Raw genomic sequence first — 26,261 nt, forward strand, 5'->3', positions numbered from 1 at the left:
AGTGGCGCTACTGCTTGACAGCGCAAAAGTGCGCCGGTGCATAAGAGCGCCCCCGACAATCTGCAAGACTTTCGGGGGCAGCTACTTACACTGGGTGGAGTGCTTACGCGATTGCGTCGACAGCTTCCTTCAGACGCTCAGCGTGGGTGCCTTCGACTGGGATGAAGCCGAGGCCCTCAAGGGTTTCGTTCTGGGAATCCAGAGCAACGCTCAGGAAGTCCTTAACCTGGTTCTTGGTCTCCTCGTCGTAACCTGCGGAGCAAACGATCTCGTAGGTGGTGAGGATCAGTGGGTAAGAACCTTCCTGGTTCTGGGAGAACAGTGCGTCAGCGTCGACAACCATGTCGTGGCCCTCAGAGGTGAACTCGAGTGCGTCCAGTGCTGCACCAACGGTCTCCTTGGAAAGCTCGGTTGGGCCTGCACCGAAGTCGATGTTTGCAATGCCCAGACCCTGCTGATCTGCGTAGCCAGCCTCAACGTAGGTGATGCCACCAGGAACGTTGGAAACCTGGGTGGAAACGCCACCGGAACCCTCAGCACCCTCGCCAACCTCGCGTGGGAACTGCTGGCCCTCGGTCTCCCAAGCGCCCTCAGAAGCAGCTGCAAGGAACTTCTGGAAGTTGTCGGAGGTACCGGACTCGTCGGAGCGGTAAACAACACCGATCTCCTGGTCTGGAAGCTCTACGCCCTCGTTCTCGGAAGCGATCTGCTCGTCGTTCCAGTTGGTAATCTCGCCCTTGAAGATCTTGACGACGGAGTCAACGGAGAGGTTGATCTCGTCTACGCCCTCAAGGTTGTAAGCGATTGCAACTGGGCCGATGACGAATGGAAGGTGCCATGCGTCGTTGCCCTCGCAACGCTCCTTAGCTGGCTCAACCTGATCGTCGGACAGTGGGGAGTCAGAACCTGCAAAGTCAACCTGACCTGCAATGAAGTTCTTGCGGCCGGAGCCGGAACCAGAGGAGGTGTATGCCAGGGATGCGCCATCTACGTTTGCAGAGTACTGCTGGCCGAAGAACTCCATTGCGTTCTTCTGGGAGGATGCACCCTCGCCGACGAGCTCGCCAGCGGTGCCAGACAGACCGTCGGTTGCGACTGCGCCGTTGTCGCCACCCTCGGTGGTGGTGCCTTCTTCATTGCCAGAGTCGCCACAAGCAACCAGGGTTGCGGAGGTAGCGGCTACGACGCCAAGGATTGCGAAAGAACGCTTGAAATTACGGATCACGGGAAACCTTTCCGGTGCAGTTGTCAGATTAAAGTCTGAGCATCGGTTCCCAGCTCGGGAGGAGGTCTTGCTATCGCCCGCTCAGGCCACAGACACAACCGTCCGATTGCTCACAATGGGCAAAGCTACGGGAGCGACATGAACCGTACGTGTCCAAGGAGGTTAACAACTGGTTAACTTTTTTGCAGTGTCACCGAAAAGCCAGCTTGCACACCCGAAGCACGGTAGGTAACCGAAGTGGCGAAAGCGCCCCCCGCCCCTATTTTCACATATTATTCATAGGTTTTGGGGGTGATTTTCGGGGGCATTTGGTTACTAGTGTGGAAATTGTTACGCATTTAGTTGATACGCCACATGGTCTTCCGCAATCTTGAAGCCTAAGTCTTCATAGCGCGCGACCGCCGGAGCGTTGTCGGCCTCAACATAGAGAATCACTCGCGTTGCCCCATCCTTTTTAAGATGACTCAAGCCCATTCGCAACAGCGGATCCCCGAGCCCTTTCCCCCGAAAGGCGCTGGACAATCCCACAACGTACACCTCACCGACACCACCTGGATGCTGCTTTGTCCAGTGGAATCCCGCTAACTCGCTACCCTGATAGAGGAAGAGGACACCGTGAGGATCAAACCAGTCAGTGTCCATCCCTTGGTGCAGGCGCGCGATATCCCAGCCACCTTGTTCCGGGTGCCACGAGAATGCCTCGTTGTTCGTATTCAACCAGGCATTATCCACGGCCTCCACGCCCCACCGTTTGACTGCCGCGGGATAGTCAAGCGCTTCAAAACCATCGGACAGTCCGGGCATCTCTGCTGCCGCGTCGAATGCGGGGCCGTCAACTGCCATAACCAGCAATCGTCGTGCCACTTCGAGCCCATGCTTACGAGCAGTCGCCGCAGCAGCCGGCAAATTGCCGTGCGCCCAGACCGAAGCATCGGAACGCTGTTCCAGCACCCGACTAAGGATCTCACTCGCTAGGCCTTGACGACGAGCATCAGGCGCGACTACCAGCTCCACTCCCCCATCCGGTGCGAGGGCCGCCACGGCCTTGTCTTCTACCACAAGGTGCTGGTGGGCCAACGCTTCGTCGCCAAGCCCGCGCAAAAACGCCTCGGAAAAGGGCGCAACCTTATCGTGGCACTCCGCCCGTTCAATGAGCGCGAGAGCCCGCTGACGCTGATCTGCATGCTGCGGAAGCTGAAGGGAAAGGATCTCGGAATTCGTCATGCACCCAGGTTACGGTACAAATAGAAGAGTGAAGCCAGAAACATTCCTTCGTCGATCAGCGCGCTTCTACGGAACCCTCTTGACCGTAGTAGTCGTAGTGTGCGCGCTGTGGCTCGTCGATAGTGTGACAGCTGCTCGAGTGGAGTCTCGCCTGGCCAAGTCCGTCGTAGAGGATTCGCAGCTGGTAGCCACGCCCAAGGTCTATGTGGGCGGGCACCCCTTTGCCCAGGTGCTGCTGACGAACAAGATCCCGAATATTAGCGTCGATGCGCTGGACGTTGATATTAAGGACTTGGGAATCGTCAATGCCTCTACCTCGATCTATAACGTGGACATCCCCGCTTCCAAGGCATACGCTGGCGATATCGTCGGACGCCAGGCGGAGCTGATCAAACGCACAATTAGCCTCGATGGGGTGGCTATGGGTCAATTTCTGGGTATGACAGACTTGGATATCTCCAATCCGTACGATATTTCCCCAGGTGGTGGCGTTGCTAGCGAGGCACAACTAGCGGGTACGCTGCCGGGCACCAACACGAAGTCAACAGTCATCGTGACGCTGCGTCTCGATGGCTCAAAGTTCAGGATGGAGCCGGTAGAAATCGTCGAGTCTGAAGAGCCCGCCAGCTTAGTACAGAAGGGCTACACGCTGGAGTTCGATACCCGTGAGCTTCCATTGGCCACAAAGGCAAGCTTAGTCGAGCTTTCAGGAGGCTCCATTAAATTTGAAGCAGAGCGACGCAACGTCACATTGCAATCGAGCGATTTAACGCCGGTGGAAACTGGGCATTCTGAGTTCACCGACTACGCTAGTGAACATGAGTGATGGAACAACAAGCAATACTTCTGACGAATCCCAACCCTTGAATGGAAATGACGCCGTCAACCTCGCCGCCGAGCAATCCCAGGGCACTGCACATCGCAACATCCCCGCACTGGGTCTCGACGAGCTTCCATTGCACGACGACACTGCAAACCTCCGCCAAGGCCCGAGCCTGCATGACGGCCTTTTAGCCCTCCTTCCGCTCGTAGGCGTATGGCAAGGTACCGGTCAGGGCAACGAAGACGGCAAGGACTACTCCTTTGGCCAGCAACTTGTGATCGCCCACGACGGTGAGAACTATTTGCGCTTCGATTCCCGCATTTGGCGGATGGACGATAACGGCGCCTCCACCGGTGCCGACCAGCGCGAAACCGGATTCTGGCGCATCAACCTCAAAGATGAAATCGAGGTCACCTTGACTAACACTCGCGGTCTAGTCGAGATCCTCTACGGCGAGCCGATGAATGAGCGCGCCTGGCAGCTCGAGAGCGCTTCCACCATTGTGACAGCGTCCGGCCCCGAAGCCCACGGCCCTGGCAAGCGACTCTACGGCTTGATGCCAGATAACAGCCTCGGCTGGGTCGACGAGCGCGTAGTCGACGGCGAGCTCACCCCATATATGTCTGCCCAACTCAAACGCATCGCGGGCTAGGCTGGATGGCGCCTAGGACAGCTTCGCGTCCATAGCGGCATTGATCAGTGCTCGTATCTCTGCTTCATTGCTGGGTGCGGGCATTTTTTCATCGTCGATCCGCGTCATCCGCACCGCCATGCGCACCGAGCTGACCAACCACACCGACTCTGCTTTGAGTAGGTCATCCAAGTACACGTCGCGCATCTTGCAGCGCCAGCCCTTTTCAGTGGCGTAGTCAAAGATCGCTTTCTGAGTTGTACCTTGAAGCACTTGGCCCCCTGCAGTTGGAGTGCGTAGCCGTTCGCCCTTTTTCACCACGATCACCGTCGACGTCGCACCCTCAAGGACTTGGCTCGTTTTCGGGTCGATGTAGATCACATCATCAAAATCATGCTGCTTTGCCCACCGCAGCGCGGCCATGTTTGCCGCATAGTTCAAAGTCTTGGCTCCCACGGCCATCCAGGGAGCGCTTTCCGACGACTTCCCCGCCTCGGAGACATCCTGCGTGATCGAATATCCCCGAGGAGCTGTCATCACTTTGACTCCGCGTTTGCGCTGATCGATAACCTCCGCATCAATGTCGCGAAGCGTCAGCCAGGCAGTGGGCACACCGGTCGATTGCCGACCGCGCGTGTACGTCCACGTACATTTTGCATCAGGCAGTTCCTTTCCTTGGGAGATCCCACGGTCGTGGATGAAATCATTGATCGCTTCCCGAGTGGCATCGATCCACTGTTCTTTTTTCGGCTCCGGCAAGTCGAGCAACCGGGCCGACCGGGCGAACCGTTTAAAATGCGCGTCTAGATTTGCGGGGCGTCCACCTCGGACGAGCACGGTCTCGAATACACCGTCGCCCCGAGTCACCGCGGCATCGTCCCAGAAGATATGAGGCAGGTTGGCGTTTTGCCTGCGCACGGATCCCCCGAAAGGCTCAATGATGTAGATGACTGGCTGCGGAGGAAGCTGACTTATGCCCATGACCCCCTATTATGCCTAGTTCTTCCTAGTTTGTTCGGGCTACGATCGAACCTGTGACCAACTCGATCTCTCAAACCCCGTCCTATACATCTCCCCTTTTGAAGCGACCAGGAGCCGCCCCGCTTGCCGACGACTCCCTCGTCGATTCCCAGGGTGTCGCCTGGCACTATGGCGATCCCCTGGGTGAACAGCGCGCAATCGACGGTGGAGCGGCAGTCATCGACCGGTCACACCGACGCGTTGTCGCCATTACCGGCGACGACGCCGCTACTTTCCTGAACAACCTGCTCACCCAAAAGCTCGACAATGCCGCCGACGGATTCTCCGCTGATGCGCTCGATCTCAATATCCAGGGTCATATCCTGCACCAGTGCTCCGTGACTCGCGCGGGCGACACTTTCTATCTAGATATGCCCTCCTACATCTTCGAGCCTTTCGTGGACTTTCTACAGAAGATGATTTTCTGGTCCCAGGTTGACATCACAGAGAAAGATCTAGGAATCCTCACCTTGTTAGGCACCGAGCGTCCGCTTATCGACGACCTTCCCGCCGCATACTCCCGCGTGGTCGATTGGGACGGAGTGGCGCGCATCGATCTCGCTGTGGCGCGCGGTGACCTCGACGCGGTCGTCGACAAGCTTATACAGCGTGGCGCGAAGCTGGCTGGCCTGATGGCGTTTACAGCCGAGCGAGTGCGAGCGGGCGAACCGGAGCTGCGCGCCGATTTGGATGAGCGGTCTATCCCACACGAGATTCCGCGCTGGATTAATCGTGGAGAGAAAACGAGGGCGGTCCACCTCGAAAAGGGGTGCTACCGCGGACAAGAAACTGTGGCTCGGGTGGAAAACCTGGGTCGCTCCCCTCGGCTGCTGGTGTTGTTGCAGCTTGATGGGTCTGCGCCGGAAGATCCAGCGCCGGGATCGGACGTTACTTATGGGGGTCGCCGTATAGGTCGTCTGGGGACTGTCGTACACGATTGTGACTACGGTCCGATCGCGTTGGCATTGTTGAAGCGTTCGGCGATTGAGGCCGATGAACTGGCAATTAGTGGGGAATCTCCAGTATCAGCGAAGGTCGATGCCGACTTTCTGCCTGATGAAGAATCAACAAAAGCCGGAAGAGACGCTATCGCTAAGCTGAGAGGTCAGAACTAAACCCATTTCCGCTGTTCAAGGGTGGGGGAGGAATTTTTTTACGTTTCACGCTATTGTAAGTGACAGGAATACACACTGAATTGATAGCAGATGGGGCGCCCCGAATTCCCTGGCGCGCCCTCACACACCTCAAGGGGGTCACGCCATGGGCCGCGGACGCGCCAAAGCAAAGCAGACCAAGGTTGCACGCCAGCTAAAGTACAACACACCCGAGATGGACCTAGACTCGCTCCAACGCGAGCTTGCCGGTAAAGCACCGGCTCGTTCTTGGGACGATGATGACGACCAAGAGGAGTACGGGGTTGATGAACAATACGCAGACTATGCGGATTGGGACCCCGATCAAGACGACACTGGTCGTCGCTAGCTGCTAGTACCTGAAAATAGCTCACCCCGCCTCTCCCGTTCCTGGGAGGCGGGGTGAAGTGCTTTCTTTCGCTTTTAGTACTTCGGGTGCTGCCCGGTGAGGATGGCTCGGAAGTCCTCGCCCTCTTCGGCAGAGCGGACCTGGCCCAGCTCCCAGCACTCAACGTGGCGCGCAGTAAGCATCGCCAGTGCGCGGTCGCGATCCTTCGGCGAGACAACAGCAACCATGCCGACGCCCATATTGAAGGTCTTTTCCATCTCCAGCTGTTCGACCTTGCCCAGCGATTCAATGGTGCGGAAGATCTGCTGTGGGGTCCAGCTTGCGCGGTTCATCTCGGCGACCATTCCCTCTGGGATGATGCGCTCCATGTTGCCGACCAAGCCACCGCCGGTGACGTGGCAGAAAGTACGCACCTCGCACTCGGCAACCAAGGCGAGACAGTCCTGGGCGTAGATGCGGGTCGGCTCGAGCAGCTCTTCACCGAGGGTACGGCCGAGTTCATCCATGTATGCATCCACCGGAAGACCAGCCTGGTCGAACAGAACGTGGCGGGCCAGTGAATAACCGTTGGAGTGCAGTCCGGACGAGCCCATGCCGATAATGATGTCGCCAACTCGGACCTTGTCTGGGCCGAGCAGTTCGTCAGCTTCCACCACGCCGACCGCGGTTGCAGAGATGTCGTAGTCGTCCTCGCCCATTACGCCAGGGTGCTCGGCGGTCTCGCCGCCGAGGAGTGCACAACCAGCCTGGACGCAGCCCTCGGCCACGCCCGAGACGATCTCTGCGATCTTCTCAGGGACAACCTTGCCGATCGCGATGTAATCCTGCAGGAACAGCGGTTCGGCGCCACAAACTACCAAATCGTCCACGCACATTGCCACCAAGTCGATGCCGATGGTGTCGTGCTTATCCATTGCTTGGGCCACGACCAACTTGGTACCCACGCCATCGGAACCCGCAGCCAGTAGTGGCTCGCGGTACTTTCCAAGTGCGAAGAGGCCGGCGAAACCGCCAATGCCGCCGCGAACCTCGGGACGAGTTGCGCGCTTCGCGTGCTGCGCGAGCAGCTCGACTGCACGGTCGCCTTCTTCGATAGACACACCGGCTGCTGCGTAGGAAGCGCCCTGATCGGAGTTTTTAGGAGTGGTCATTGAGACTAGTTGCCTTTCTTGATCCTGCGGACTGCGTCAGCATTTGGGTTGCCCGTTGGAAGGCCCAGCGGGTAGTGGCCATCAAAGCAAGCGGAGCAGAAAGAATCGCCTGGTTGATTGGTGGAAGCGATCATGTCCTCGGAGGAGACAAAGCCGAGTGAATCCGCGCCGATCGCGTGGCGGATGGATTCAATCATCGATTCTTCATCGGTGGCGTCGCCATTATTCGCGATGAGCTCACCTGGGCTTGCAAAGTCGATGCCGTAGAAGCACGGCCACTTCACAGGCGGGGATGCGATACGAACGTGAACCTCGGCAGCGCCCGCCTCTCGCAGCATGCGGATCAGCGCGCGCTGAGTGTTGCCACGCACGATGGAGTCATCGACAACAATGAGGCGCTTTCCTTCAATCACGGCGCGGACTGGGTTCAGCTTTAGTCGGATGCCTAGCTGTCGCAACGTCTGCGATGGCTGAATGAATGTGCGACCCACGTACGCGTTTTTCATCAGGCCTTGGCCAAATGGAATGCCGGATTCGCGGGCGTATCCCACAGCCGCCGGGGTTCCTGACTCCGGGACGGGCATGACAAGGTCACCTTCGGCAGGATGGCTGCGCGCTAGACGACGACCAATGTTGATGCGGGTGGCATTGACCGATTGGTCAGCGATAACCGAGTCTGGACGAGCCAGATAAACGTACTCGAAAACACACGTTGCAGGGGTTGGGTCGGCGAATTTCTCCGAGCGCACCCCCGCCTCGTCGATTGCAACGAGCTCGCCCGGTTCGATATCGCGGACGAAAGAGGCACCAACAATATCCAACGCTGCGGTCTCACTAGCGACGACCCAGCCGTTCTCCAACTTGCCCAGACTCAACGGACGCACGCCGTGCGGGTCTCGGGCGGCGTAAAGGGTGTGGCCGTCGGTCATGACTAGGCAGTACGCGCCGCGCAGGCGCGGGAGCAGGCTGCGGGCGGCGTCGAAAAGCGTCTTGTCGTGGTCAATGTCGGCCGCGAGGAGCGCCGAGAGCACCGTACTATCCGACGATGAGCCCTGCCCATCGACACCTGTGTCGCGCAGCAGCTTCCGCTCGATGGCTTCGTCGCGAAGCTCAACGTAGTTGGTGAGGTTGCCGTTGTGGCCGAGGGCGATATCGGTGCCGTCGACTGCGGAGCGGAAAATCGGCTGAACGTTTTCCCAGCTGGTGGAACCTGCCGTGGAGTAACGGGTATGGCCGATTGCTACGTTGCCTTGCAAAGCGCCCAGGGTTGGCTCGTCGAAAACCTGCGAAACCAATCCTGTGTCTTTGAAAACAACGATGCGGTCGCCGTCACCGGCTGCGATGCCGGCGCCTTCCTGTCCGCGATGTTGGAGGGCGAAAAGCCCAAAGTACGTGAGTTTGGCAACCTCTTCGCCCGGGGCCCAAACACCGAACACGCCGCATTCTTCGCGTGGTTCTGATTCAGGTTGATCGTTCAAAGGGGCACCACTAGCCATGACATCGGTGTTGTGCACGTTCTTTACCTTAGTGGATTAATGCCCACTCAGAAACTAATCACCGGCAAAGCCTGCGTGATTTCTGCAGCACGACTGCCCGAAGCATCGATTTTCCCAGCGTGAAGGGCATCTTCAAAGCTCACTTGCCCGGTTGCCACGCGCAGCCAAGTCTGGGGGTCCATTTCCACAACGTTCGGGGGTGTGCCACGCGTATGTCGGGGGCCTTCAACACATTGAATCGCCACAAACGGGGGTACTCGAAGTTCTACAGTATGCCCTGGCAGTTCTGCCTCTACGGCACGCACTGTGCGACGCACCGCGTTGGCAAGCAGCCCACGCGCTGGTCGTTCAGTGTTTTCCGGCGCTAGAATCCAGTCCTTCACCGCTTCGACGGCCCGACGCGTCTCGGCGGGATCATGTTTTGAGACCATAGTCACTATTCTAGGAACACAACTGTAGAACGTATCTTTAGACCTCACGCCGTTAAGAGAAAGACATAGGTAGCCCGCATGCCGAACACTCCAGTGCCGACGACCAAATCGCCTTCCGTCACCCTGCGCTTCATGGCTGCGCCGACCGACGTCATCGTTGCCGGCGCCCATGGTGTCTCTGGCGGTCGCGTCCTGGAATGGATCGATAAGGCAGCTTACGCTTGCGCGGTGCAGTGGTCATCGACGTACTGCGTTACCGCTTACGTGGGACATATCCACTTCACTCGCCCGATTCCGTCGGGGCACATGGTTGAGGTTCGATCTCGTATCGCGATGACCGGGCGCAGCTCGATGCACATCGTGAACGAGGTCCTGTCCGCAGACCCACGTGAAGGAGTGTTCACCCGCGCCTGCGATTGCTTGGTCATTTTCGTCGCTAAGGACCCTGCAACCGGCAAATCCACCCCGGTACCTGAATTCACGCCGACTACCGACGAGGAAAAGCGCGTTGAGGAAGCTGCAAAGTCTCGCATCGAGCTGCGCAAGGCGATCGAGGAGGAAATGCTGCACCAGACCTACGACGGCGAGTCTGAGGCACCACGAGTGATCCACCGCTTCTTGGCCAAGCCGACCGACGTGAACTGGGGAGGCAAGGTCCACGGTGGCACCGCAATGGAATGGATCGATGAGGCCGGCTTGGCCTGCTCCATGGAGTGGTCGGGCGAGCGCACCGTGGCTGTGTACGCTGGCGGCATTCGCTTCTACACACCGATTTCTATCGGCGACCTCATCGAGGTGGATGCCCGCATGACTCGTACCGATGCCCGCAGCATGCATATCTCTGTCCACGTCCGCTCGGGCGACCCTCGAGGCGGTCGCGAGAACCTTAAGAACGCCATCCACGCGACGTTTACCTACATCGGCATCAGCGTGGACGGCGACCCGATCGGCGCGCGCCAGTTCATCCCTGCCACCGCGGAGGACAAGCGCCTAGCCCAGCACGCACTCACACTCAAGGAATTGCGTGCCGAGTATGCCCCGCTGCCCCTCACTCCACTTCAGGCTGCAAAACAGATCACAGATTAGTTCATCGGCTGGACCTGAAGTTAGACCTGAAGTTAGACCTGAAGTTAGACCACGACCATCCACACCGCGACCAAATGCACGATCGCGGCTACGAGGACCGCGGTGTGGAAATGCTCATGGTAGCCATAGAATTGGGCGTTCTTACCCGGCCAGCGAAAGCCGTAAACCAGCGCCCCGAGAGAATAAATCACCCCACCAGCGAAGAGCAGCCACACCACGGCAGGGCCAGCCGACTGCCACAACTGTGGGATCAATGGCACGACCAGCCAGCCGAGGACGAGGTAGATCAGTACGGACAGCCACCGCGGATGGTTGATCCACACCAGGTTCATGACGACACTAGCCAGTGCACCTACCCAGGCCACGAGCAGGAGCCACAAGGCTTGTCGCGATTCCAAAACAATCAGGGCAAGCGGCGTGTAGGTCGATGCGATAAAGATTGCGATCGTGGAATGGTCGGCGCGACGCCACAACTGCACTTGATCAGCCGTGCGCCAGCGACCGCGGTGGTACAGCCCGGAAATCGCGAATAACAGGAAGAATCCGACGGCGTAGACCGTGACTCCGAGCGCTTGCCACCAGTTCAAAGTCATCCAGGAGAATGTCGCGAGCACGCTGCCCGAGATGATCGCCAAAAACGCCGCGACAAAGTGGAACCATCCGCGAACCTTTGGGCGTTGGCCCCTGTCTACGTATGTGATTGTTCTTTCGAGCTGTCGCACCGCTTAGGCCTTTCGTCGTAAAGCAACCTTCGGTCACGTAACTTACGCCTAAGTAGGTTGACGCGCAACGCTAGGCTTTTCGACGACCCCGCACCCCACGTACCCCGCTAGTCGGTGAGTGGGCGGCGCACAGGGATCGTCGACAAGCAAAATGCGTCTTACTTCGCTCTGAATGCAAAATGAATTCTTGATTACCTCACTTTAAACGTGCAGTTGAGTTTGTAAATTGCACCGTAAAACAACCTGGAAATGAGCTATGAGTAAAAGGGCACACTATATTCCCCTTTTTCCCAGAAGGATTTTCATGTTTACGTTTTCGCGCGCCCGCAGCGCTACAGCCTTTGCCATCGCCCTGGCAGCTGGTGCTGTGTCTGTAGTCGCACCAACTGCAAACGCCGCACCGGATGGCAGCAACATCGTTATCAATGAGGTCTACGGTGGAGGCGGTAACAACGGATCCGTCTACTCCAACGACTTCGTCGAGCTGTACAACCCAACCGACACGCCTATCGACGTGACCGGATGGAAGATCGTCCAGAAGTCCACCAGAGGGGGCGTCGGTGGCACAGCGACACTGTCTGGCGCAGTACCTGCGAAGTCCTACTTCCTCGTCGAGGGGTTCAAGGGCACCAATGACACTGGCGTTTTGCCCACCGCTGACGGAACCGGCTCATTCAACTTTTCTGGAACCGGCGCGATCGCCGAGCTTGTCGACGAATCCTCCACCATCATCGATCTCGTCGGCTGGGGCGGCGCCAGCGCGTTCGAGGGTGCTCCCGCAGGCGGAACCTCGAACTCCACCTCGATCCAGCGCGTCGAGGTCGGCGTAGACACCGACAACAACGCGACCGACTTCACCGTGGATGCGCCGACCCCGCAGAACTCCGGTGGCACGGTTGATCCAGTTGACCCTGTAGACCCTGTAGACCCTGTTGATCCTGCTGGCGAAATTACCCCTATCGCCGATATTCAAGGCGCAGGCCCTGCTACCCCACTTGAGGGACAGGCCGTGACCACCCAAGGCGTTGTCACTGGCGTGTACGACGAAGGCGGCCGCGACGGCTTCTACATTCAAACCGAAGGCACCGGCGGCGACTTGCAGGCTGCTACCGACGCATCGCACGGCGTTTTCGTTTACTTGGGCGCTAGCGCAACGTACCCACAGATCGGCGACTCCGTCGAAGTCAGCGGTACCGCTACCGAGTATTTCGAAGTGACCCAGATCGCAAACGCAACTGTAAAGCTTCTCGACGAGCCACTGCAGCCGGTCACCCCTGTTGCCATCGACCACCTCCCTGCAGGTGAGGAGGCTCGTGAGGCATACGAGTCCATGCTCGTTATCCCTACCGACGCGTACACCGTGACGAACAACTACGCCCTCAACACCTTCGGCGAGATCGGACTGGCTCCGGGCACTGAGGCTTTCCGCCAGCCGACCGATGTTGTGCTTCCTGGACAGGAGGCCATCGCGCTGCAGGCTGAGATCGACGCTCTGTTGGTCACACTGGACGACGGTCGCACCCGCAACTACATGAACTCCGACAAAACAACCCCACTTCCGTATCTTCACACTGAAGATGGAGGCATCAAGCCGATCCGCACGGGTGATGGAGTAGCTTTCGACAACCCGGTCGTTGTTCACTACAGCCACGACATGTGGCGCTTCCAGCCGCAGACGCCAATTACCGGTGCGAACCTGCAGGCTGAGCTGCCAATCTCGTGGGAAGAATCCCGCACCGCCGAGCTCGCGGTTCCTGGCTCAGTGCAAGGTGAATACACTGTTGCATCTTTCAACGTGCTGAACTACTTCACCTCGCTGGGCCAGGATGAGGCTGGGTGTCGCTACTACGAGGATATGTACGGCAATCCTGTGGCTACGAACTACTGCAACGTGCGCGGCGCGTACTCCGTTGAGGCATTCGCTGACCAGCAGGTGAAGATCGTCAACGCGATCAATCAGCTCGATGCCGACGTCGTAGGTCTAGAGGAGATCGAGAACACCGCGACCGTCACCGGCGATGTCACCCGCCGCGACGAATCCCTCGCAGCGCTTGTCGAGGCTCTCAACGCAGCAGCAGGTGAAACCAAGTGGGCATACGTTGAGTCCCCGACCAAGCTGGGCACGGATGAGGATTTCATCCGCACCGCCTTCATTTACCAGCCAGCGAAGATTGAAACCGTTGGCGAGTCGCGCATTTTCGACGACGCAGTCTACACCGGCACTGCCCGCCAGCCGCTGGCTCAGGAATTCCGCCCAGCAGGTGGCGGCGAATCCTTCGTCGCAGTGGTCAACCATTTCAAGTCCAAGGGTTCTGTAGCAAACGGTGATGCTGACACCGGCGACGGCCAGGGCAACAACGCCAATTTGCGCGCGGCGCAGGCCGCTGCACTGATCGAGCACCTCGACGCACAAGATGACTGGGCAGATGCACCGGTCTTCGTCATCGGCGACCTGAACGCGTACTCCCAAGAGGACGCGGTCCGCGCCTTTGAGCAGCAGGGATTCACCAACATCAACGAGTCCCACGCTGGCTCCACCCCGACCTATCAATTCGGTGGCATGGTGGGCTCGCTCGATCACGCACTGGGCAATGAAGCCGCGATGACCCGCGTTGTCGACGCAGCAGTGTGGAACATCAACGCCGACGAGTCGATCGCTTTCGAATACTCCCGTCGCAATTACAACACGATCGATTTCCACGATGAGACTCCGTTCCGCTCCTCCGACCATGACCCAATCAAGGTCGGATTCACACTCGGTTCCGAATCGACTGACGGAGAGGCTCCAGTCACACCAACCGATCCCGAAGAAACCGAAGAGCCAACCACTCCAGGCAGTGGCACCTCGAATTTCGCCGAGCTCTTTAGCACCCTGTTCGGTGTTGCAGGCTTGGGCACCGCGATCTACCGCCTAGTCAAGCTTTTCTTCCCAGCATTTGGGGTCAAGCTGCCGGGCGCATTCAGCTCCGGTTCTAGCCGCTAAACCTTCGCTTAACGACGAAACCACCGCCCCGGAATGCTACCGGGACGGTGGTTTTTTCTTCCTTCCGCAGAAGCGTACCGCCCATGGTACGGGTTTGTGGAAGGTCGCTTTTTCTACCTTCCACAAATCCGTCTGGTTTTCCAGACGCTTTTGCTGATACTCGCGGCGACTTGGTCGTCGTTAAGCTTTTTAGGCTGGAAGATTGTCTTCGATTGTGGCGATGACCAGCGGATCGTCTGGTTCTGTGCGAGGACGAATGCGCTTTACTACCTTGCCTTCGGGTGAAATGAGGAACTTCTCAAAGTTCCATTGCACATCACCGGCTTCACCGTCTTCATCCGCAACCTGGGTGAGCTCCCGATAAATCGGGTGAGCCCCCTCACCGTTGACCTCGAGCTTAGACAGCAGTGGGAAGGTGACATCGAACTTGGCAGCGCAAAACTCGGCGATTTCCTCGTCGGTGCCCGGTTCCTGGCCGTTGAACTGGTTGCACGGCGCACCAATCACGGTCATACCGCGATCTTGGTAAGTGTCCTGCAAATTCTGAAGCCCCTGGTACTGCGGGGTGAGACCGCATTGAGAGGCGGTGTTCACTAAGAGAATGAGCTTATCTCCCGCGATCTCGTTGAGAGTGGTCGTTGTTCCGTCGTTGAGTGTTATTTCGGTATCACGAAGTGTCATGACATCCAGGTTACCGACGAAGCAACTCGTAGTGCCCCGGAGTCGCACCTTGTTCTACAGCCGCAATAGCCGCCGCGACGAAATCACGCGCAACTTTCTTGTCTGCCAAATTGCGCCCGGACACCGAAAGGCGGATTGAGTTTCCCTTCGATGCACCGCGCTGCGCTGCGCGGATAATGTTTCGTCGCCACCATTTCGCAGCACCGAAACCCTCGCCGACAGAGAGGTTTCGCGCTGCCAGGAATTCACCGGTATCTAACTGGTACAACCCCTTGGTGGAGGCTGCGATTTTGAATCCAAACTCTGGTAAGACAGCGAGAGTGCCGTCGGAAAGTCGCCAGCGTGGAGGGGCGAAGATGTCGGTAGCAAAACCGATGGATTCCATCTGTCGAGTAGCACCTTTCAAGCGCAACCGCGCCTCGTGCGAATCCAACGTAGCGAATTCTGCGCGACGCCCCTGCACCGCTTGATCGAACCCATTCAGAATGATGGTGCGGCCTGCCGACTTCTGCTCAAGGAGCCACTCTTTGGTCGCTGAGTCCTTGACTAGGTGCCAGTTGCCGTCAATATGGGGCGCAACCAGCAGGGATACGGGAATCTCTTCTCGGTCGAGGTGAGAAATGAGCTTGGCCACGTCCTTACGGGTCTCGTCGAAAATGCTTGAAATCGAGACAAGGAGGTGGCCATTCATGGGAGTGATTATCTCACAGGAGCGACGCCCGCGCCCGCCGGGGCTGAGAGGCTGCGAACTATTTCACTGCCCCGGCCGTAGCCAGTGTCCACGCATATTCAAAAGCGGTCTGCTTCCAGCGGTCGTAGCGTCCCGAAACGCCACCGTGGCCCGCGGACATCTCGCACTTGAGGAGGAATTCGCCTCCTGTGGCCATCTTGCGCAGCTTCGCGATCCATTTCGCAGGCTCGACATACAGCACGCGGGTGTCGTTCAAGCTGGTCACGGCCAGGATATTCGGGTACCGTTTCGGCTCGATGTTTTCATATGGAGCGTAGCTGGCCATGTAGTCGTACACCTCAGGGTCGTGGTACGGGTCGCCCCACTCATCCCACTCGGTCACGGTCAGGGGCAGTTCCGGCATGAGGATCGATGTCAGCGGGTCCACAAATGGCACAATCGCCTGGATACCCGCGAATTTCTCGGGAGCCATGTTCGCAATCGCGCCCATCAGCATGCCACCAGCGGATCCTCCCTCGGCGACGAGCTGCGCCGGGGTGGTCAGGCCTTCGTCGATAAGCATGTCAGCGGCCGCGATGAAATCGGTAAACGTGTTCTTCTTGCGCAGTAGTTTGCCGTCCTCGTACCAGGTGCGCCCCATCTCGCCGCCGCCGCGCACGTGCGCGACTGCGAAGATCATGCCGCGGTCCATCAGACTCAACCGTGCGATGGAAAAGCCCGGGTCGATGCTGTGCTCGTAGGAACCGTAGGCGTAAAGCAGCGTCGGATTTGGCTTATCGACGACCAAATCGGCACGGTGCACCACCGAAACTGGAATCTGCACCCCGTCCTCCGCGGTGGCCCACATGCGATACGCCTTGTATTCCTGCGGGTCATATCCGCCCAGGACTTCCTGCTCTTTCAGCAGGGTGCGCTCCCCGGTGGCAACGGTGTAGTTGAACAGTTTCGCCGGCTGAGTAAAAGACACGTAGCTCAGGCGAACAACTGGGGCGTCCCACTCGGGGTTGCCTCCGACGCCGACGGTGTAGACCTCCTCCTCGAAGGAAAGCTCCTCGAACTGGGTGAACCCTGCCTCTGTGAACTGCATGAATGCGACTTGGCCAATGCCGCCACGCCGGTATCCCATGGCCATAAAGTCGCGGTAGGTGTCAATGCCTTCGATGCGTACCTTGTCATCGTGTGGGACAAGCTCGGTTAGTTCGCGAAGCGGTGGCAGATTGCCGATCTCGCAGTGCCCCACCGAGAAGTTCGGTCCCAGCGCGTTGTGGGTAACCACCCAGTGCTCACGGCCGGCGACCAAGGCATAGTCCACTCCGTACTCCACGCCCTGTTCGCGTGGCCAGAGCACCTCAAACTCCCCTTCCGGATTGGTAATGTCCAACACGCGCGTCTCTGTAGTGATCTTGGAGCCGGACTCGATCATGAGGAATCGCTCAGATCGCTCAGCACCAACGCCGACATTGAAACGCTCGTCGTCCTCGCGGTAGACCAGCACGTCGTCCGCCGCTGGGGTGCCGATCTTGTGGCGCCAGACGGAATCTGGTCGCCAAGCCTCATCAACACGCTGGTAGAAGAGGTAGTCCTCGCCAGCCCAGGTGGCGCCGTAGAAGACGTCGTCTAGGCGATCGTCGAGAAGCTCCCCCGTCTCGAGGTCCTTAACGTGCATGGTGAAACGCTCATCGCCCTCGGTGTCTACGGAGTACGCGAGGTAACGACCAGACACGGTTACGCTCGACGCACCGAGGGAGAAGAACTCGTGGCCCTCGGCGAGCTCGTTCAGATCGAGGATGATCTGCTCGTTTGGCAATCCGGATCCGTCCTCAGGAACCACGGGCGGGGTCCATGGATCCTCGCCTTCAGCCACGGGCACGCGGCAGCTCACGCCGTAGCTCTTGCCCTCGATGGTGCGGCCGTAGTACCAAAAATCGCCCGCGCGCTGTGGGATCGACATGTCAGTCTCTTTGGTGCGGGACTTAATTTCTTGGAAGATCGAGTCCTGGAGCCATTCGTTTTTAGCCGTCTGCTGCTTCGTGTACGCGTTCTCCGCCTCTAGGTAGTCCAAGGTCTCTTGGGACTCCTTGTTGCGCATCCATTCGTAGTCATCGACAAAGGTGCGCCCGTGAAATTCGCGGTTGGTCGGGTGGATCGGAGCAACTGGTGCAGAAAGCTGAGCAGGGTCAGGCTGGACGGTATTCATAACCGCCCATCCTAACCCTGTGTTGCACATCAGCGTCGATTAGACGCAGGTGCCCAGCCATTCGCAGAACTTCTCGCCGCTCAAACGCTCATACGCCTCGACATAGCGCTCGCGGGTGGCCTCGACTACCGAGCCCGGCAGCTCTGGAGGGGCTACAGTGCCACCTGGTTCCCAGCCGGACTTCGGGCTGGTCAGCCAGTTGCGCACGTACTGCTTATCAAAGCTCGGCTGCACTTTTCCTTCCTCGTAGGAGTCCGCTGGCCAGTAGCGGGAGGAATCCGGGGTCAGGACTTCGTCAGCAAGCACGAGCGTGCCATCTGTGTCTAAACCGAACTCAAACTTGGTGTCGGCCAGGATGATACCGCGCTCCTCGGCGATGCGAGCAGCCTGCGAGTAAATCTGCAGTGTCGCGTCGCGCAGTTGGCTTGCTCGAGCCTCACCAAGCTTGTCGACGACGACCTCATACGACACGTTTTCATCATGGTCGCCCTGCTCCGCCTTCGTCGCCGGGGTGAAGATCGGCTCAGGCAGCTTCGATGCCTCAGTGAGCCCTTCCGGCAGCTTGATGCCACAGACTGTGCCGGATTCCTTGTATTCCTTCAGCCCCGATCCAGTGAGGTAGCCACGCGCAACGCACTCGAAAGGCAGCATCTTCAACCGCTTGACGACGAGCGCACGTCCAAGAACTTCCTCTGGAATTCGTTCGTCATCGATGTCGCCGGCCAAGTGGTTCGGGAAATCGATCTGGTTGAAGAAGAACACACTCGTGGCGGTGAGCACGCGCCCCTTGTCGGGGATCTCAGGCTCGAGGGAGATGTCGTAAGCAGAAATACGGTCTGTTGCCACCATGAGCAGGGTTTCGTCGTCGATCTCGTAGATCTCACGTACTTTACCTGCAGAAAGGTGGGTGTAGTCTGACAGCTCTGGTCGCATGAAATCACAGTGTAGACCCAGCACCACGGGTTGGGTAATTCAATCCGCAAGATTGAAACTTTCGATGGAGATTCCAGCCTGGCGGGAACACTTCGGCCCCATCCATCATTCAAAAGGCATGAAACACACTCTGACACAGACCAAGATTCTGCGCGCCGCGCTTGCCCTGACCATCTCCCTTCCTGCCCTCGGACTCACCGGCTGCACCAGCCTAGACCTGCCGTTTCTCGGACAGGACGAAGAGCCAGTCGATGTCCAAGCAGAAGAAACCACCAACGCCCCTGCCCCCGCGGAAACCTCCGAGAAGTCCGAATCCCCGTCGAGCACCAAGGCTCCTGAAAACCCAAGCTCCGACCAATTGCCGGCCGGATTCACTCCCTCAGCGGACGGTGAACAACTCTCGTTCGGCGACACCGGTTACATCGTGACCACCGACTTCAAATCCGGCAAGCCACAGTTCTGGGAGGTCAACGTGGCCGAACCCCAGACCCTGACGTTGGAAGAACTCGAAACCGATGCCAACGGCACAGTAGAAAACCCCGAGGAGATCAAAGAATTCGTCTGCCACGAAGTCACGCTGAAGTACCTCGGCGCGGGTGAAAGCGATGCCACAATCTCTGCTGCGCCGGATGTCAAACCGGTGAGCAAACAGGGCCAAAGCGCCAATCGCATCTCGATGCTGCCGGAAGAAACCGCCTGCGGCATCCACGACAGCGAGGTGGTCCCCACCGGCTTCGACGACCTCAAGGAAGGAACCGAGTACAAAACTGCAGCCCTGTCGTGGGTCGCAGTCTCTGGCGGTCTAGACGCAGACGGTGTTGAAGTAACCGGGGGCGACCACAACACCGATTTTGAGGAGACCCGCCTGTACTTCTACTAGAGGATTTCACCTGGCTTGTAATTCGCGGCATCCGGGTACGCGTTGACCAGATCCTGGATGCGACGAAGCACACTATCCACCTGGGATTCCGCCGCGCCGATGAAGGCGTGGCGGTCTTCCATGACCGCCTCCAGCTCGTCGACGGTCATTGGCAGTCGCTCGTCGGCGGCAAGGCGCTCGATGAGATTTTGCTCGGCTCCGTTCTCGCGCATGTCCAACGCCATCGCCACGGCATTTTCCTTGATTACTTCGTGGGCGGTTTCGCGTCCCACGCCCTTGCGCACCGCAGCCATCAGAATGCGCGTGGTTGCTAGGAACGGCAGGTAACGATCGAGCTCGCGGTTAATCATCGCGGGGAAAGCTCCGAACTCGTCGAGGACGGTGAGGAAAGTCTCCATCATGCCGTCGATGGCGAAGAAAGCATCCGGCAATGCAACTCGACGAACTACCGAGCAGAACACGTCGCCTTCATTCCACTGTTGGCCGGAGAGATCAGCGACCATGGTGAGGTAGCCACGCAGGATGACCTGGAAACCGCCGACGCGCTCACACGAGCGTGCATTCATCTTGTGCGGCATCGCGGAGGAGCCAACTTGGCCCTCCTTGAAGCCCTCCGTCACGGTCTCGTTGCCAGCCATAAGGCGGATGGTCGTCGCAAGTGAGGACGGGCCGGCACCAAGCTGCACCAAAGCAGACACGGCGTCAAGGTCGAGGGAGCGCGGGTACACCTGCCCGACGGAATCGAAGATGTTGGAAAAGCCCAGGTAGTCAGCGATGGAGGTTTCCAACGACTGCAGCTTGGCCTCGTCGCCACCCATCAGGTCCAACATGTCCTGGGAGGTGCCCATCGGGCCCTTGATGCCGCGCAGTGGGTAGCGCTCTAGGAGGTTCTCGATGCGACGCACTGCGACCAAGATCTCGTCGGCGGCAGTAGCAAAGCGCTTGCCCATGGTGGTGGCCTGCGCCGCGACATTGTGGGAGCGGCCCGCCATGACCATGGTCTGGTACTGGGCAGCGCGCTCACCGATGGCCTTGAGCATCGCGATAGCCTTGTCGCGTGCGATTTCCAACGAACGATAGATCTGCAGCTGTTCGACATTCTCTGTGAGGTCGCGGCTGGTCATGCCCTTGTGAATGTGCTCATGACCAGCTAATGCGTTGAATTCTTCGATGCGTGCCTTCACATCGTGGCGGGTGACTTTCTCACGCTCCGCGATGGATGCCAAATCAACACGATCAATAACAGCTTCGTAGGCCTGGATCGCATCTTCTGGAATATCGATGCCCAAATCCTTCTGCGCACGCATCACCGCGATCCACAGCTGGCGTTCAAGGACAATCTTGTGTTCCGGGCTCCACAGCGTGGACATCGTCGGCGATGCGTAGCGGGAGGACAAAACGTTAGCGATCACAGGTTTTTCGGCCACGGGGGATCAGTTCTTTCTGTTAGTTGTTCAGGTATTCGTCTAGGCGGGCGCACGCTTCACGCGCTAGCTCCGGGGTGGAACACAGGCTCAAGCGTACCCAGGTGTTTCCATTAACCGGGTCAAAATCGACACCCGGCGCAAACGCCACACCGATGTCTTCGACCAGCTTGTGGCACCAAGCCTCGGAATCCTGGGTGTACTCAGAAACGTCGAGCCAGAGATACAAGCCACCGTCGGGATCGGCAAAGGTTCCTAGGCCGATCTTTGGCAGCTCGTTAATGAACACCTCGCGCACTGCGCGGTAGTCATCCACGTATGCATCAAGTGTTGTCCGAGCCTCGTCGGTAAACGCCCCTTTCGCTGCCACCTGCGACACCGCCGGTGCACACAGCGCGAGCGAAGCTTGCAGGTTCTCCACGGATTCCAGCAGCGCATCGGGCAGGATCAGCCAGCCGACGCGCCAGCCGGTCATGGAGTAATACTTCGACAGCGTGCCGACGACAATGGCATTGCTAGAAAACTGCCGCGCGGTTGCCTCGGGGCGCCCGAAGCTCATGCCGTGGTAGTCCTCGTCCGAAATCAGCCACGCGTTGTTCGCGTCGCACCAGCTAGCGATGCGCTCTAGCTCCTCTGGGTCGATGATCGTGCCGGTCGGGTTGCCTGGACTGGTGATCATGACGGCATTGGGCTGCAGCTCGTCCAACATGTCTGCGGTGGGCTGAAACCGTGTGGACTGATCGCAGACCATGTCGACGATGTTGGCACCCAGCGCTTCGAGGATATTGCGGTACGCCGGATAACCGGGTCGCGAGATCGCCACGGTGTCACCGGCATCCAAGCAGGCGATGAAGGCGTTAACAAAACCGCCCGAGGAACCCGTGGTGATAATGACGTTGTCAGCCTTTGTATCCACCCCATAAGTGTCGGAGTGCCACGTTGCGATGATCTCGCGGAGTTCCCGATCGCCGACAACTTCGGTGTAGCCGAGGGTGTCGTCGTAAAGCACCTGCGAGACAGCATCAAGCGCCTGCGAAGGCGCGCCAGTAGATGGCTGGCCAGCGCACAACATGATGGTGTCCTTGCCCTCACGCTTGCGGCGCTGGACAAGGTCGAGCATTTGCATGACTCGGAATGGTTGGGCCTGACCTCGTTGTGAAACCTTCATAGGTTCTAGCTTAAACCGTGATCTGACCGTCTAATGCACGCTGTCCGATGTCACGGCGGTAGAACGAGCCTTCGAGGTTGATCTGTTCGATCTGACGGTAGGCATCCTCACGGGCTTGAGCAAGATCTTTACCCACACCAACGACGTTGAGTACGCGGCCACCTGCACAGATGTAGTTCCCTTCGCCGTCGCGCTTGGTGCCGGCATGGATAACATCGTCCACGATGTCACCAGTGATCACGTCTCCCGTGCGTGGCGATGCCGGGTAGTTCTCGGCAGCCAGGACGACAGTGACCGCCGCGCCGTCGCGCCACGTGAGTGCAGGCAACTGGGCAAGGGTACCAGTGGCGGTGGCATTGAGAACATCGGCCAATGGGGTTTCAAGAAGCGCAAGTACTGCTTGGGTTTCGGGGTCTCCGAAGCGGGCGTTGAACTCGATTACGGCGGGGCCTTCCGCACCCCATGCCAGACCCGCGTAGAGCAAGCCGGAATAAGGGATTCCCCGACTGACCATTTCTTTCGCCACAGGTTTTACTACTTCGTCGACAATGCGCTGCACGCCGTCTTCCGGTAGCCACGGCAAAGGCGCGTACGCACCCATGCCACCTGTGTTCGGGCCTTCGTCGTTGTCGTACGCACGCTTGTGATCCTGTGCTGGCAGCAGGGGGACGACAGTTTCGCCGTCTACTAGGCAGAACAAGCTGACCTCAGGACCGTCGAGGAAGGACTCAACCAGCACGGGATTACCTGCGGCAATCACTGCGCGCGCGTGTTCTTCTGCCACCGCACGATCGGTTGTGACCACAACGCCCTTGCCGCCCGCGAGGCCATCATCTTTGACCACGAACTGTGGGCCGAACTGGTCGAGAACCTCTGCGATCTGGTCTGGATCGGTGATGCGCTGTGCATGGGCGGTCTTCACGCCCGCTGCGGCCATCACCTCTTTGGCAAACGCTTTGGACCCTTCCAAGGCTGCTGCTTCTTGGTTGGGGCCGAAGACCGCAAAACCTGCTTCACGCAGGGCATCTGCAACGCCTGCGACGAGCGGAATCTCCGGGCCGATGACGACTAGGTCTGCCTCAATGTGGCGTGCCACGCCGACCACGCTGGAGGGATCGTCCACTTCGCACGGGAGACATGTCGCGTGCTGGGCGATGCCTGCGTTACCTGGGGCAACAAAAAGTTCGTGGCCGGAAAGGCCTTTAATCAGAGCGTGTTCGCGGCCGCCGGAGCCAATCACTAGGATGCGCATGTCACTCATAATAGCGTTATGCCAGGTAGCATTGTTCCTATGTCTAGCGTATTCACCAAGATCATCAACGGAGAACTTCCTGGCCGGTTCGTCTATCGCGATGACAAGGTGGCTGCCTTCTTGTCAATCGAGCCTGTCGCCTACGGACACACCCTTGTTATTCCTGTCGAAGAGATCGACAAGTGGACAGACATCGGCCCATCCACCTGGAAGCAAATGAACGAGGTAGCCCAAAACGTCGGTCGCGCTTGCATCGAGGCCTTCGGTTCACAGCGCGCCGCGTACCTCATCGCTGGTTTCGAGGTTCCACACGCTCATATCCACATCTTCCCGGCAAACGACATGGGTGGCTACGACCTCTCCACCGCCATGCGCGCCGATGCCACCGACCCAGCCAAGATGGACGAAGCCGCAGCGAAGTTGCGCGCCATCCTGGGCACCGACGACAACGGCTACATCATTTAGTCCCAGCTCGGCTCGTCGATCCCCTCTAGTTTCGCTTGCGTGTCGACGAGCTCAAGCAGGTAACCTTCTGCACCACCGTAGGCAGCGCTAAAACGCGCATCCTGCGTGTACATGCGCGCGAGAATGAGTTGGCGCGAACGCGTCACCTTGTACCATTGCCCGATCATCTCGCGGTGCTTGTCGACGAGCACCAGCGCCTCCGGTGATCCCGGCGCCACTCCACGGACCTTCGCCCGCGCTAGATCAGCGGCGAAGGCTTGCTGCTCGGCCTTCACGTTGGCCCAGTCGGCCTCTTTCATCGTTTCCATCTTGGCTTGCGACTGTGCCCACTCCGGGGAATCACCCCAGCGTTGACGTGCTTCTTCTTGGTATGCAGGCATGTTTCCGCCAAGATACTTTGTCATGTCGTCCATGATTTCCATTCCTTTTTCTGCTTTGCCGATGAGTTCGGTGACCGCTTCCAGCTGCTGCATCACGCTTCTCTTTTGTCGCAGAAGTTCGGCGTGATGGCATTTCAACGCACGGGTAATTGTCGACGACGATGGGTCGTCGACAAGTGTGCGAATATCTGCCAGCTTCATTCCAGCGTTGCGGTAGAGGACGATTGCTGCGCCGCGCTCAAGATCACGGTCGGTATAGAGCCGGTAATCAGACCAGGTGCGCCAGGTCGGACTCAGCAAGCCGATGTCGTCCCAGTGGCGCAAAGCTTTGGTTGTAACGCCGAGGGCTTGGGCAGCTTCGCCGATGGAGTACTCAGTAGATTCGGTCATGCCCTATAGCTTGGAGCTTGCCGCAGGGGAAAGGTCAAGTACATTACTCGTCATCTGCCTGGCTCGGAAGCTCTGCCTCTTTCAGGCGCGGCAAGACGATGGTAAATACCGAGCCAACGCCCACCTCACTGACCACGGAAATTGTGCCTCCGTGTTGCTCGACAAGCGTCTTTGTGATGGCAAGGCCCAAACCCGAGCCGCCGCTGCCGCGGGAGCGCGAGGTATCTGCGCGGTAGAAGCGTTCGAAGATATGCTGCGCCGCTTCGGGGCTCATGCCCTCGCCATCATCGGCTACGACAACGATGACGTTGTCTTCGTCATAGCGCAGTTCGATGTGCACGGTTGCTTCTTCGCCGCCATGTTTTAGGCCGTTGACCACGAGATTCAAAAGGACTTGGTGGAGTCGGTCTGCGTCGCCGGAGACCACAGGGATCGCCGCGGTGGAGTTATCAACCTCGATGGCGCGGCCCGGGAATGCAGCGCGGGCGGAACTTGCCACCGATAAGGTGAGTTCGAGCAAATCGACCGGCTTCATCGAAAGCCGTGTACCTTCGGCTCGGGTCAGGGCAAGAAGGTCCTCAACGAGGAGTTTCATGCGCTTGGACTCGTCGTCGATCTTGGTCAAGACGAAGTCGACATCATCGGTTGCGCCCTGGCGGTACAGCTCGGTGTAGCCACGCAGACTGGTCAACGGCGTACGCAGCTCGTGGGAAGCATCACCGACGAAGCGACGCATCTGCTCCTCTTTGGATTGGGCTTCTTCCAGGGAGTCTTGCAGCTCCCCGAGCATCTTGTTCAGCACGTAGGACAGTTGCCCGACCTCGGTTTCGCGCGACCACTCGGGAACGCGTCGGTCGAGGTCGCCCTCAGCGATGGCCAGTGCTGTGGATTCGACCTCGCGCAGCGGCGCCATCGCGCGGCGCACGAAGTAGTAGGACGCAAGGCCCATCAAGATCAAGACGATGGCTGCGATGATCGCCTGGATCGCGCCGAGGCCAGCCATGAGTTGTTGTTCCGGCTCCAAGGAGCGCGCGACAATGGTGGTAGTTCCGTCATCACCCTGGATAGCGATGGCGCGCCAATCGCGCTCCTCGAGTGAATTTGCTGTTGACTCGATGGTCACCGGTGTGCCCAGCTCTGTGATTTGGTGGAAATCGGGCGGGCTGCCTTGATCGTTGACGGTGCGGATCGAGCCGGTCGGGCTGATCGTGATCTGGCAGAACTCCGATGGCATCGGCGTGACCGACGAGCCGCGGTTGAGTTGGACTGACCGCGCCCATGTGTCGATGCCCATCGCGAGGTCTTCGTCGACACGCGAGAACAGCACCTCACGCATCAAAACATGCACGGCCACGGAGCTGCCGACGAGACCAAACGCGGAGATCATCACCGTAAGCACAACCAGCCACGTGCGCATGGGAAGCGCGCGTGACGGCGGAGTTGAGAGCTTTGACTTGCCCTTCTTCGCGGCTCCGTCTGTGATGTCTGCGGCGACCTCGTCGGTGCCCTTGTCTGCCATGAAACTG

Annotated in this window: 24 protein-coding genes; 8 read left to right on the top strand and 16 right to left on the bottom strand. The window is 58.7% G+C overall.

Annotated features, from left to right (window positions below; genetic code table 11):
• Positions 1 to 103: 103 nt before the first annotated feature.
• Both pstS and mshD read right to left on the bottom strand, forming a co-directional pair.
• Positions 104 to 1,225 (bottom strand): phosphate ABC transporter substrate-binding protein PstS, encoded by a 1,122-nt coding sequence (pstS, locus tag QP027_RS09355; RefSeq protein ID WP_284824308.1) that lies wholly within the window; start codon positions 1,223 to 1,225, stop codon positions 104 to 106.
• A gap of 330 nt (positions 1,226 to 1,555) precedes the next feature.
• Positions 1,556 to 2,449 (bottom strand): mycothiol synthase, encoded by an 894-nt coding sequence (gene mshD / locus QP027_RS09360; RefSeq protein ID WP_284824309.1) that lies wholly within the window; start codon positions 2,447 to 2,449, stop codon positions 1,556 to 1,558.
• Between the two features lie 28 nt (positions 2,450 to 2,477).
• On the opposite strand from mshD, the gene QP027_RS09365 reads away from it, so the two are divergent.
• Together QP027_RS09365 and QP027_RS09370 are read left to right on the top strand one after the other, a co-directional pair.
• Positions 2,478 to 3,275: an LmeA family phospholipid-binding protein gene (locus tag QP027_RS09365; protein WP_284824311.1), complete on the top strand. Its 798-nt coding sequence runs from the start codon at positions 2,478 to 2,480 to the stop codon at positions 3,273 to 3,275.
• On the top strand, positions 3,268 to 3,924 hold the full coding sequence (locus QP027_RS09370) for a heme-binding beta-barrel domain-containing protein (protein ID WP_284824313.1): 657 nt from the start codon (positions 3,268 to 3,270) through the stop codon (positions 3,922 to 3,924). Before QP027_RS09365 ends, QP027_RS09370 begins: the two co-directional genes overlap by 8 nt.
• Before the next feature lie 12 nt (positions 3,925 to 3,936).
• Here QP027_RS09370 and QP027_RS09375 read toward each other — a convergent pair whose 3' ends face one another.
• Positions 3,937 to 4,884 (bottom strand): aminodeoxychorismate lyase, encoded by a 948-nt coding sequence (locus tag QP027_RS09375; RefSeq protein WP_284824315.1) that lies wholly within the window; start codon positions 4,882 to 4,884, stop codon positions 3,937 to 3,939.
• A gap of 53 nt (positions 4,885 to 4,937) precedes the next feature.
• On the opposite strand from QP027_RS09375, the gene ygfZ reads away from it, so the two are divergent.
• Together ygfZ and QP027_RS09385 are read left to right on the top strand one after the other, a co-directional pair.
• Complete coding sequence (gene ygfZ, locus QP027_RS09380; protein WP_284824317.1) at positions 4,938 to 6,038, top strand: CAF17-like 4Fe-4S cluster assembly/insertion protein YgfZ; 1,101 nt, start codon at positions 4,938 to 4,940, stop codon at positions 6,036 to 6,038.
• Between the two features lie 145 nt (positions 6,039 to 6,183).
• The gene (locus QP027_RS09385; protein WP_284824319.1) at positions 6,184 to 6,405 is read left to right on the top strand and encodes a DUF3073 domain-containing protein; all 222 of its coding nucleotides are present in this window, start codon (positions 6,184 to 6,186) and stop codon (positions 6,403 to 6,405) included.
• 74 nt (positions 6,406 to 6,479) lie between these two features.
• On the opposite strand, the gene purM is transcribed toward QP027_RS09385, so the two are convergent.
• The 3 genes from purM to QP027_RS09400 are packed head-to-tail and all read right to left on the bottom strand — an operon-like array spanning position 6,480 to position 9,483.
• On the bottom strand, positions 6,480 to 7,556 hold the full coding sequence (purM, locus tag QP027_RS09390) for a phosphoribosylformylglycinamidine cyclo-ligase (RefSeq protein WP_284824320.1): 1,077 nt from the start codon (positions 7,554 to 7,556) through the stop codon (positions 6,480 to 6,482).
• A gap of 5 nt (positions 7,557 to 7,561) precedes the next feature.
• The gene (gene purF / locus QP027_RS09395; RefSeq protein WP_284827002.1) at positions 7,562 to 9,052 is read right to left on the bottom strand and encodes an amidophosphoribosyltransferase; all 1,491 of its coding nucleotides are present in this window, start codon (positions 9,050 to 9,052) and stop codon (positions 7,562 to 7,564) included.
• Between the two features lie 47 nt (positions 9,053 to 9,099).
• Positions 9,100 to 9,483 carry a sterol carrier family protein gene (locus QP027_RS09400; RefSeq protein WP_284824322.1) on the bottom strand — a complete coding sequence of 128 codons (384 nt, stop codon included), beginning with the start codon at positions 9,481 to 9,483 and terminating at the stop codon, positions 9,100 to 9,102.
• A 78-nt stretch (positions 9,484 to 9,561) separates the two neighbouring features.
• On the opposite strand from QP027_RS09400, the gene QP027_RS09405 reads away from it, so the two are divergent.
• Positions 9,562 to 10,569 carry an acyl-CoA thioesterase gene (locus tag QP027_RS09405; protein WP_284824323.1) on the top strand — a complete coding sequence of 336 codons (1,008 nt, stop codon included), beginning with the start codon at positions 9,562 to 9,564 and terminating at the stop codon, positions 10,567 to 10,569.
• A 44-nt stretch (positions 10,570 to 10,613) separates the two neighbouring features.
• Here the strand turns inward: QP027_RS09405 and trhA are convergent, their stop codons facing one another.
• Positions 10,614 to 11,291: a PAQR family membrane homeostasis protein TrhA gene (gene trhA / locus QP027_RS09410; RefSeq protein WP_284824324.1), complete on the bottom strand. Its 678-nt coding sequence runs from the start codon at positions 11,289 to 11,291 to the stop codon at positions 10,614 to 10,616.
• Between the two features lie 304 nt (positions 11,292 to 11,595).
• Between trhA and QP027_RS09415 the strand changes: the two genes are divergently transcribed.
• Positions 11,596 to 14,274, top strand: coding sequence for an ExeM/NucH family extracellular endonuclease (locus tag QP027_RS09415; protein ID WP_284824326.1), 2,679 nt, complete (start codon positions 11,596 to 11,598; stop codon positions 14,272 to 14,274).
• A gap of 189 nt (positions 14,275 to 14,463) precedes the next feature.
• Here QP027_RS09415 and QP027_RS09420 read toward each other — a convergent pair whose 3' ends face one another.
• From QP027_RS09420 to QP027_RS09435, 4 genes are read right to left on the bottom strand one after another with little or no spacing between them, the layout of a single operon-like run.
• A complete protein-coding gene (locus QP027_RS09420; RefSeq protein ID WP_284824327.1) occupies positions 14,464 to 14,955 on the bottom strand; it encodes a glutathione peroxidase in 492 nt (163 codons plus the stop codon).
• Positions 14,956 to 14,965: 10 nt separating this feature from the next.
• Positions 14,966 to 15,646 (bottom strand): DUF2334 domain-containing protein, encoded by a 681-nt coding sequence (locus tag QP027_RS09425; RefSeq protein ID WP_284824329.1) that lies wholly within the window; start codon positions 15,644 to 15,646, stop codon positions 14,966 to 14,968.
• 58 nt (positions 15,647 to 15,704) lie between these two features.
• Entirely contained in the window at positions 15,705 to 17,843 is a 2,139-nt protein-coding gene (locus QP027_RS09430; protein WP_284824330.1) for a S9 family peptidase, read from the bottom strand.
• Between the two features lie 39 nt (positions 17,844 to 17,882).
• Complete coding sequence (locus tag QP027_RS09435) at positions 17,883 to 18,776, bottom strand: phosphoribosylaminoimidazolesuccinocarboxamide synthase (protein WP_284824332.1); 894 nt, start codon at positions 18,774 to 18,776, stop codon at positions 17,883 to 17,885.
• Positions 18,777 to 18,894: 118 nt separating this feature from the next.
• Between QP027_RS09435 and QP027_RS09440 the strand changes: the two genes are divergently transcribed.
• Positions 18,895 to 19,656, top strand: a complete 762-nt coding sequence (locus tag QP027_RS09440; RefSeq protein ID WP_284824334.1) for a hypothetical protein — start codon at positions 18,895 to 18,897, stop codon at positions 19,654 to 19,656.
• Here QP027_RS09440 and purB read toward each other — a convergent pair.
• Genes purB through purD form a run of 3 tightly spaced genes read right to left on the bottom strand, consistent with a single transcriptional unit; the run spans position 19,653 to position 23,500 of the window.
• The gene (purB, locus tag QP027_RS09445) at positions 19,653 to 21,083 is read right to left on the bottom strand and encodes an adenylosuccinate lyase (protein WP_284824336.1); all 1,431 of its coding nucleotides are present in this window, start codon (positions 21,081 to 21,083) and stop codon (positions 19,653 to 19,655) included. The genes QP027_RS09440 and purB overlap by 4 nt on opposite strands.
• Positions 21,084 to 21,102: 19 nt before the next feature.
• On the bottom strand, positions 21,103 to 22,206 hold the full coding sequence (locus tag QP027_RS09450; protein ID WP_284827004.1) for a pyridoxal phosphate-dependent aminotransferase: 1,104 nt from the start codon (positions 22,204 to 22,206) through the stop codon (positions 21,103 to 21,105).
• A gap of 52 nt (positions 22,207 to 22,258) precedes the next feature.
• Positions 22,259 to 23,500 carry a phosphoribosylamine--glycine ligase gene (gene purD, locus QP027_RS09455; protein WP_284824338.1) on the bottom strand — a complete coding sequence of 414 codons (1,242 nt, stop codon included), beginning with the start codon at positions 23,498 to 23,500 and terminating at the stop codon, positions 22,259 to 22,261.
• Between the two features lie 39 nt (positions 23,501 to 23,539).
• Here purD and QP027_RS09460 point away from each other — a divergent pair, with 39 nt between their 5' ends.
• Complete coding sequence (locus tag QP027_RS09460) at positions 23,540 to 23,965, top strand: HIT family protein (RefSeq protein WP_284824340.1); 426 nt, start codon at positions 23,540 to 23,542, stop codon at positions 23,963 to 23,965.
• Here QP027_RS09460 and QP027_RS09465 read toward each other — a convergent pair.
• Both QP027_RS09465 and QP027_RS09470 read right to left on the bottom strand, forming a co-directional pair.
• Positions 23,962 to 24,735 carry a MerR family transcriptional regulator gene (locus tag QP027_RS09465; protein WP_284824342.1) on the bottom strand — a complete coding sequence of 258 codons (774 nt, stop codon included), beginning with the start codon at positions 24,733 to 24,735 and terminating at the stop codon, positions 23,962 to 23,964. The genes QP027_RS09460 and QP027_RS09465 overlap by 4 nt on opposite strands.
• A gap of 43 nt (positions 24,736 to 24,778) precedes the next feature.
• Positions 24,779 to 26,254 carry a sensor histidine kinase gene (locus QP027_RS09470; protein ID WP_284824343.1) on the bottom strand — a complete coding sequence of 492 codons (1,476 nt, stop codon included), beginning with the start codon at positions 26,252 to 26,254 and terminating at the stop codon, positions 24,779 to 24,781.
• Between the last annotated feature and the right edge of the window lie 7 nt (positions 26,255 to 26,261).

Source organism: Corynebacterium breve, from assembly GCF_030252165.1.
Lineage (GTDB): Bacteria > Actinomycetota > Actinomycetes > Mycobacteriales > Mycobacteriaceae > Corynebacterium > Corynebacterium breve.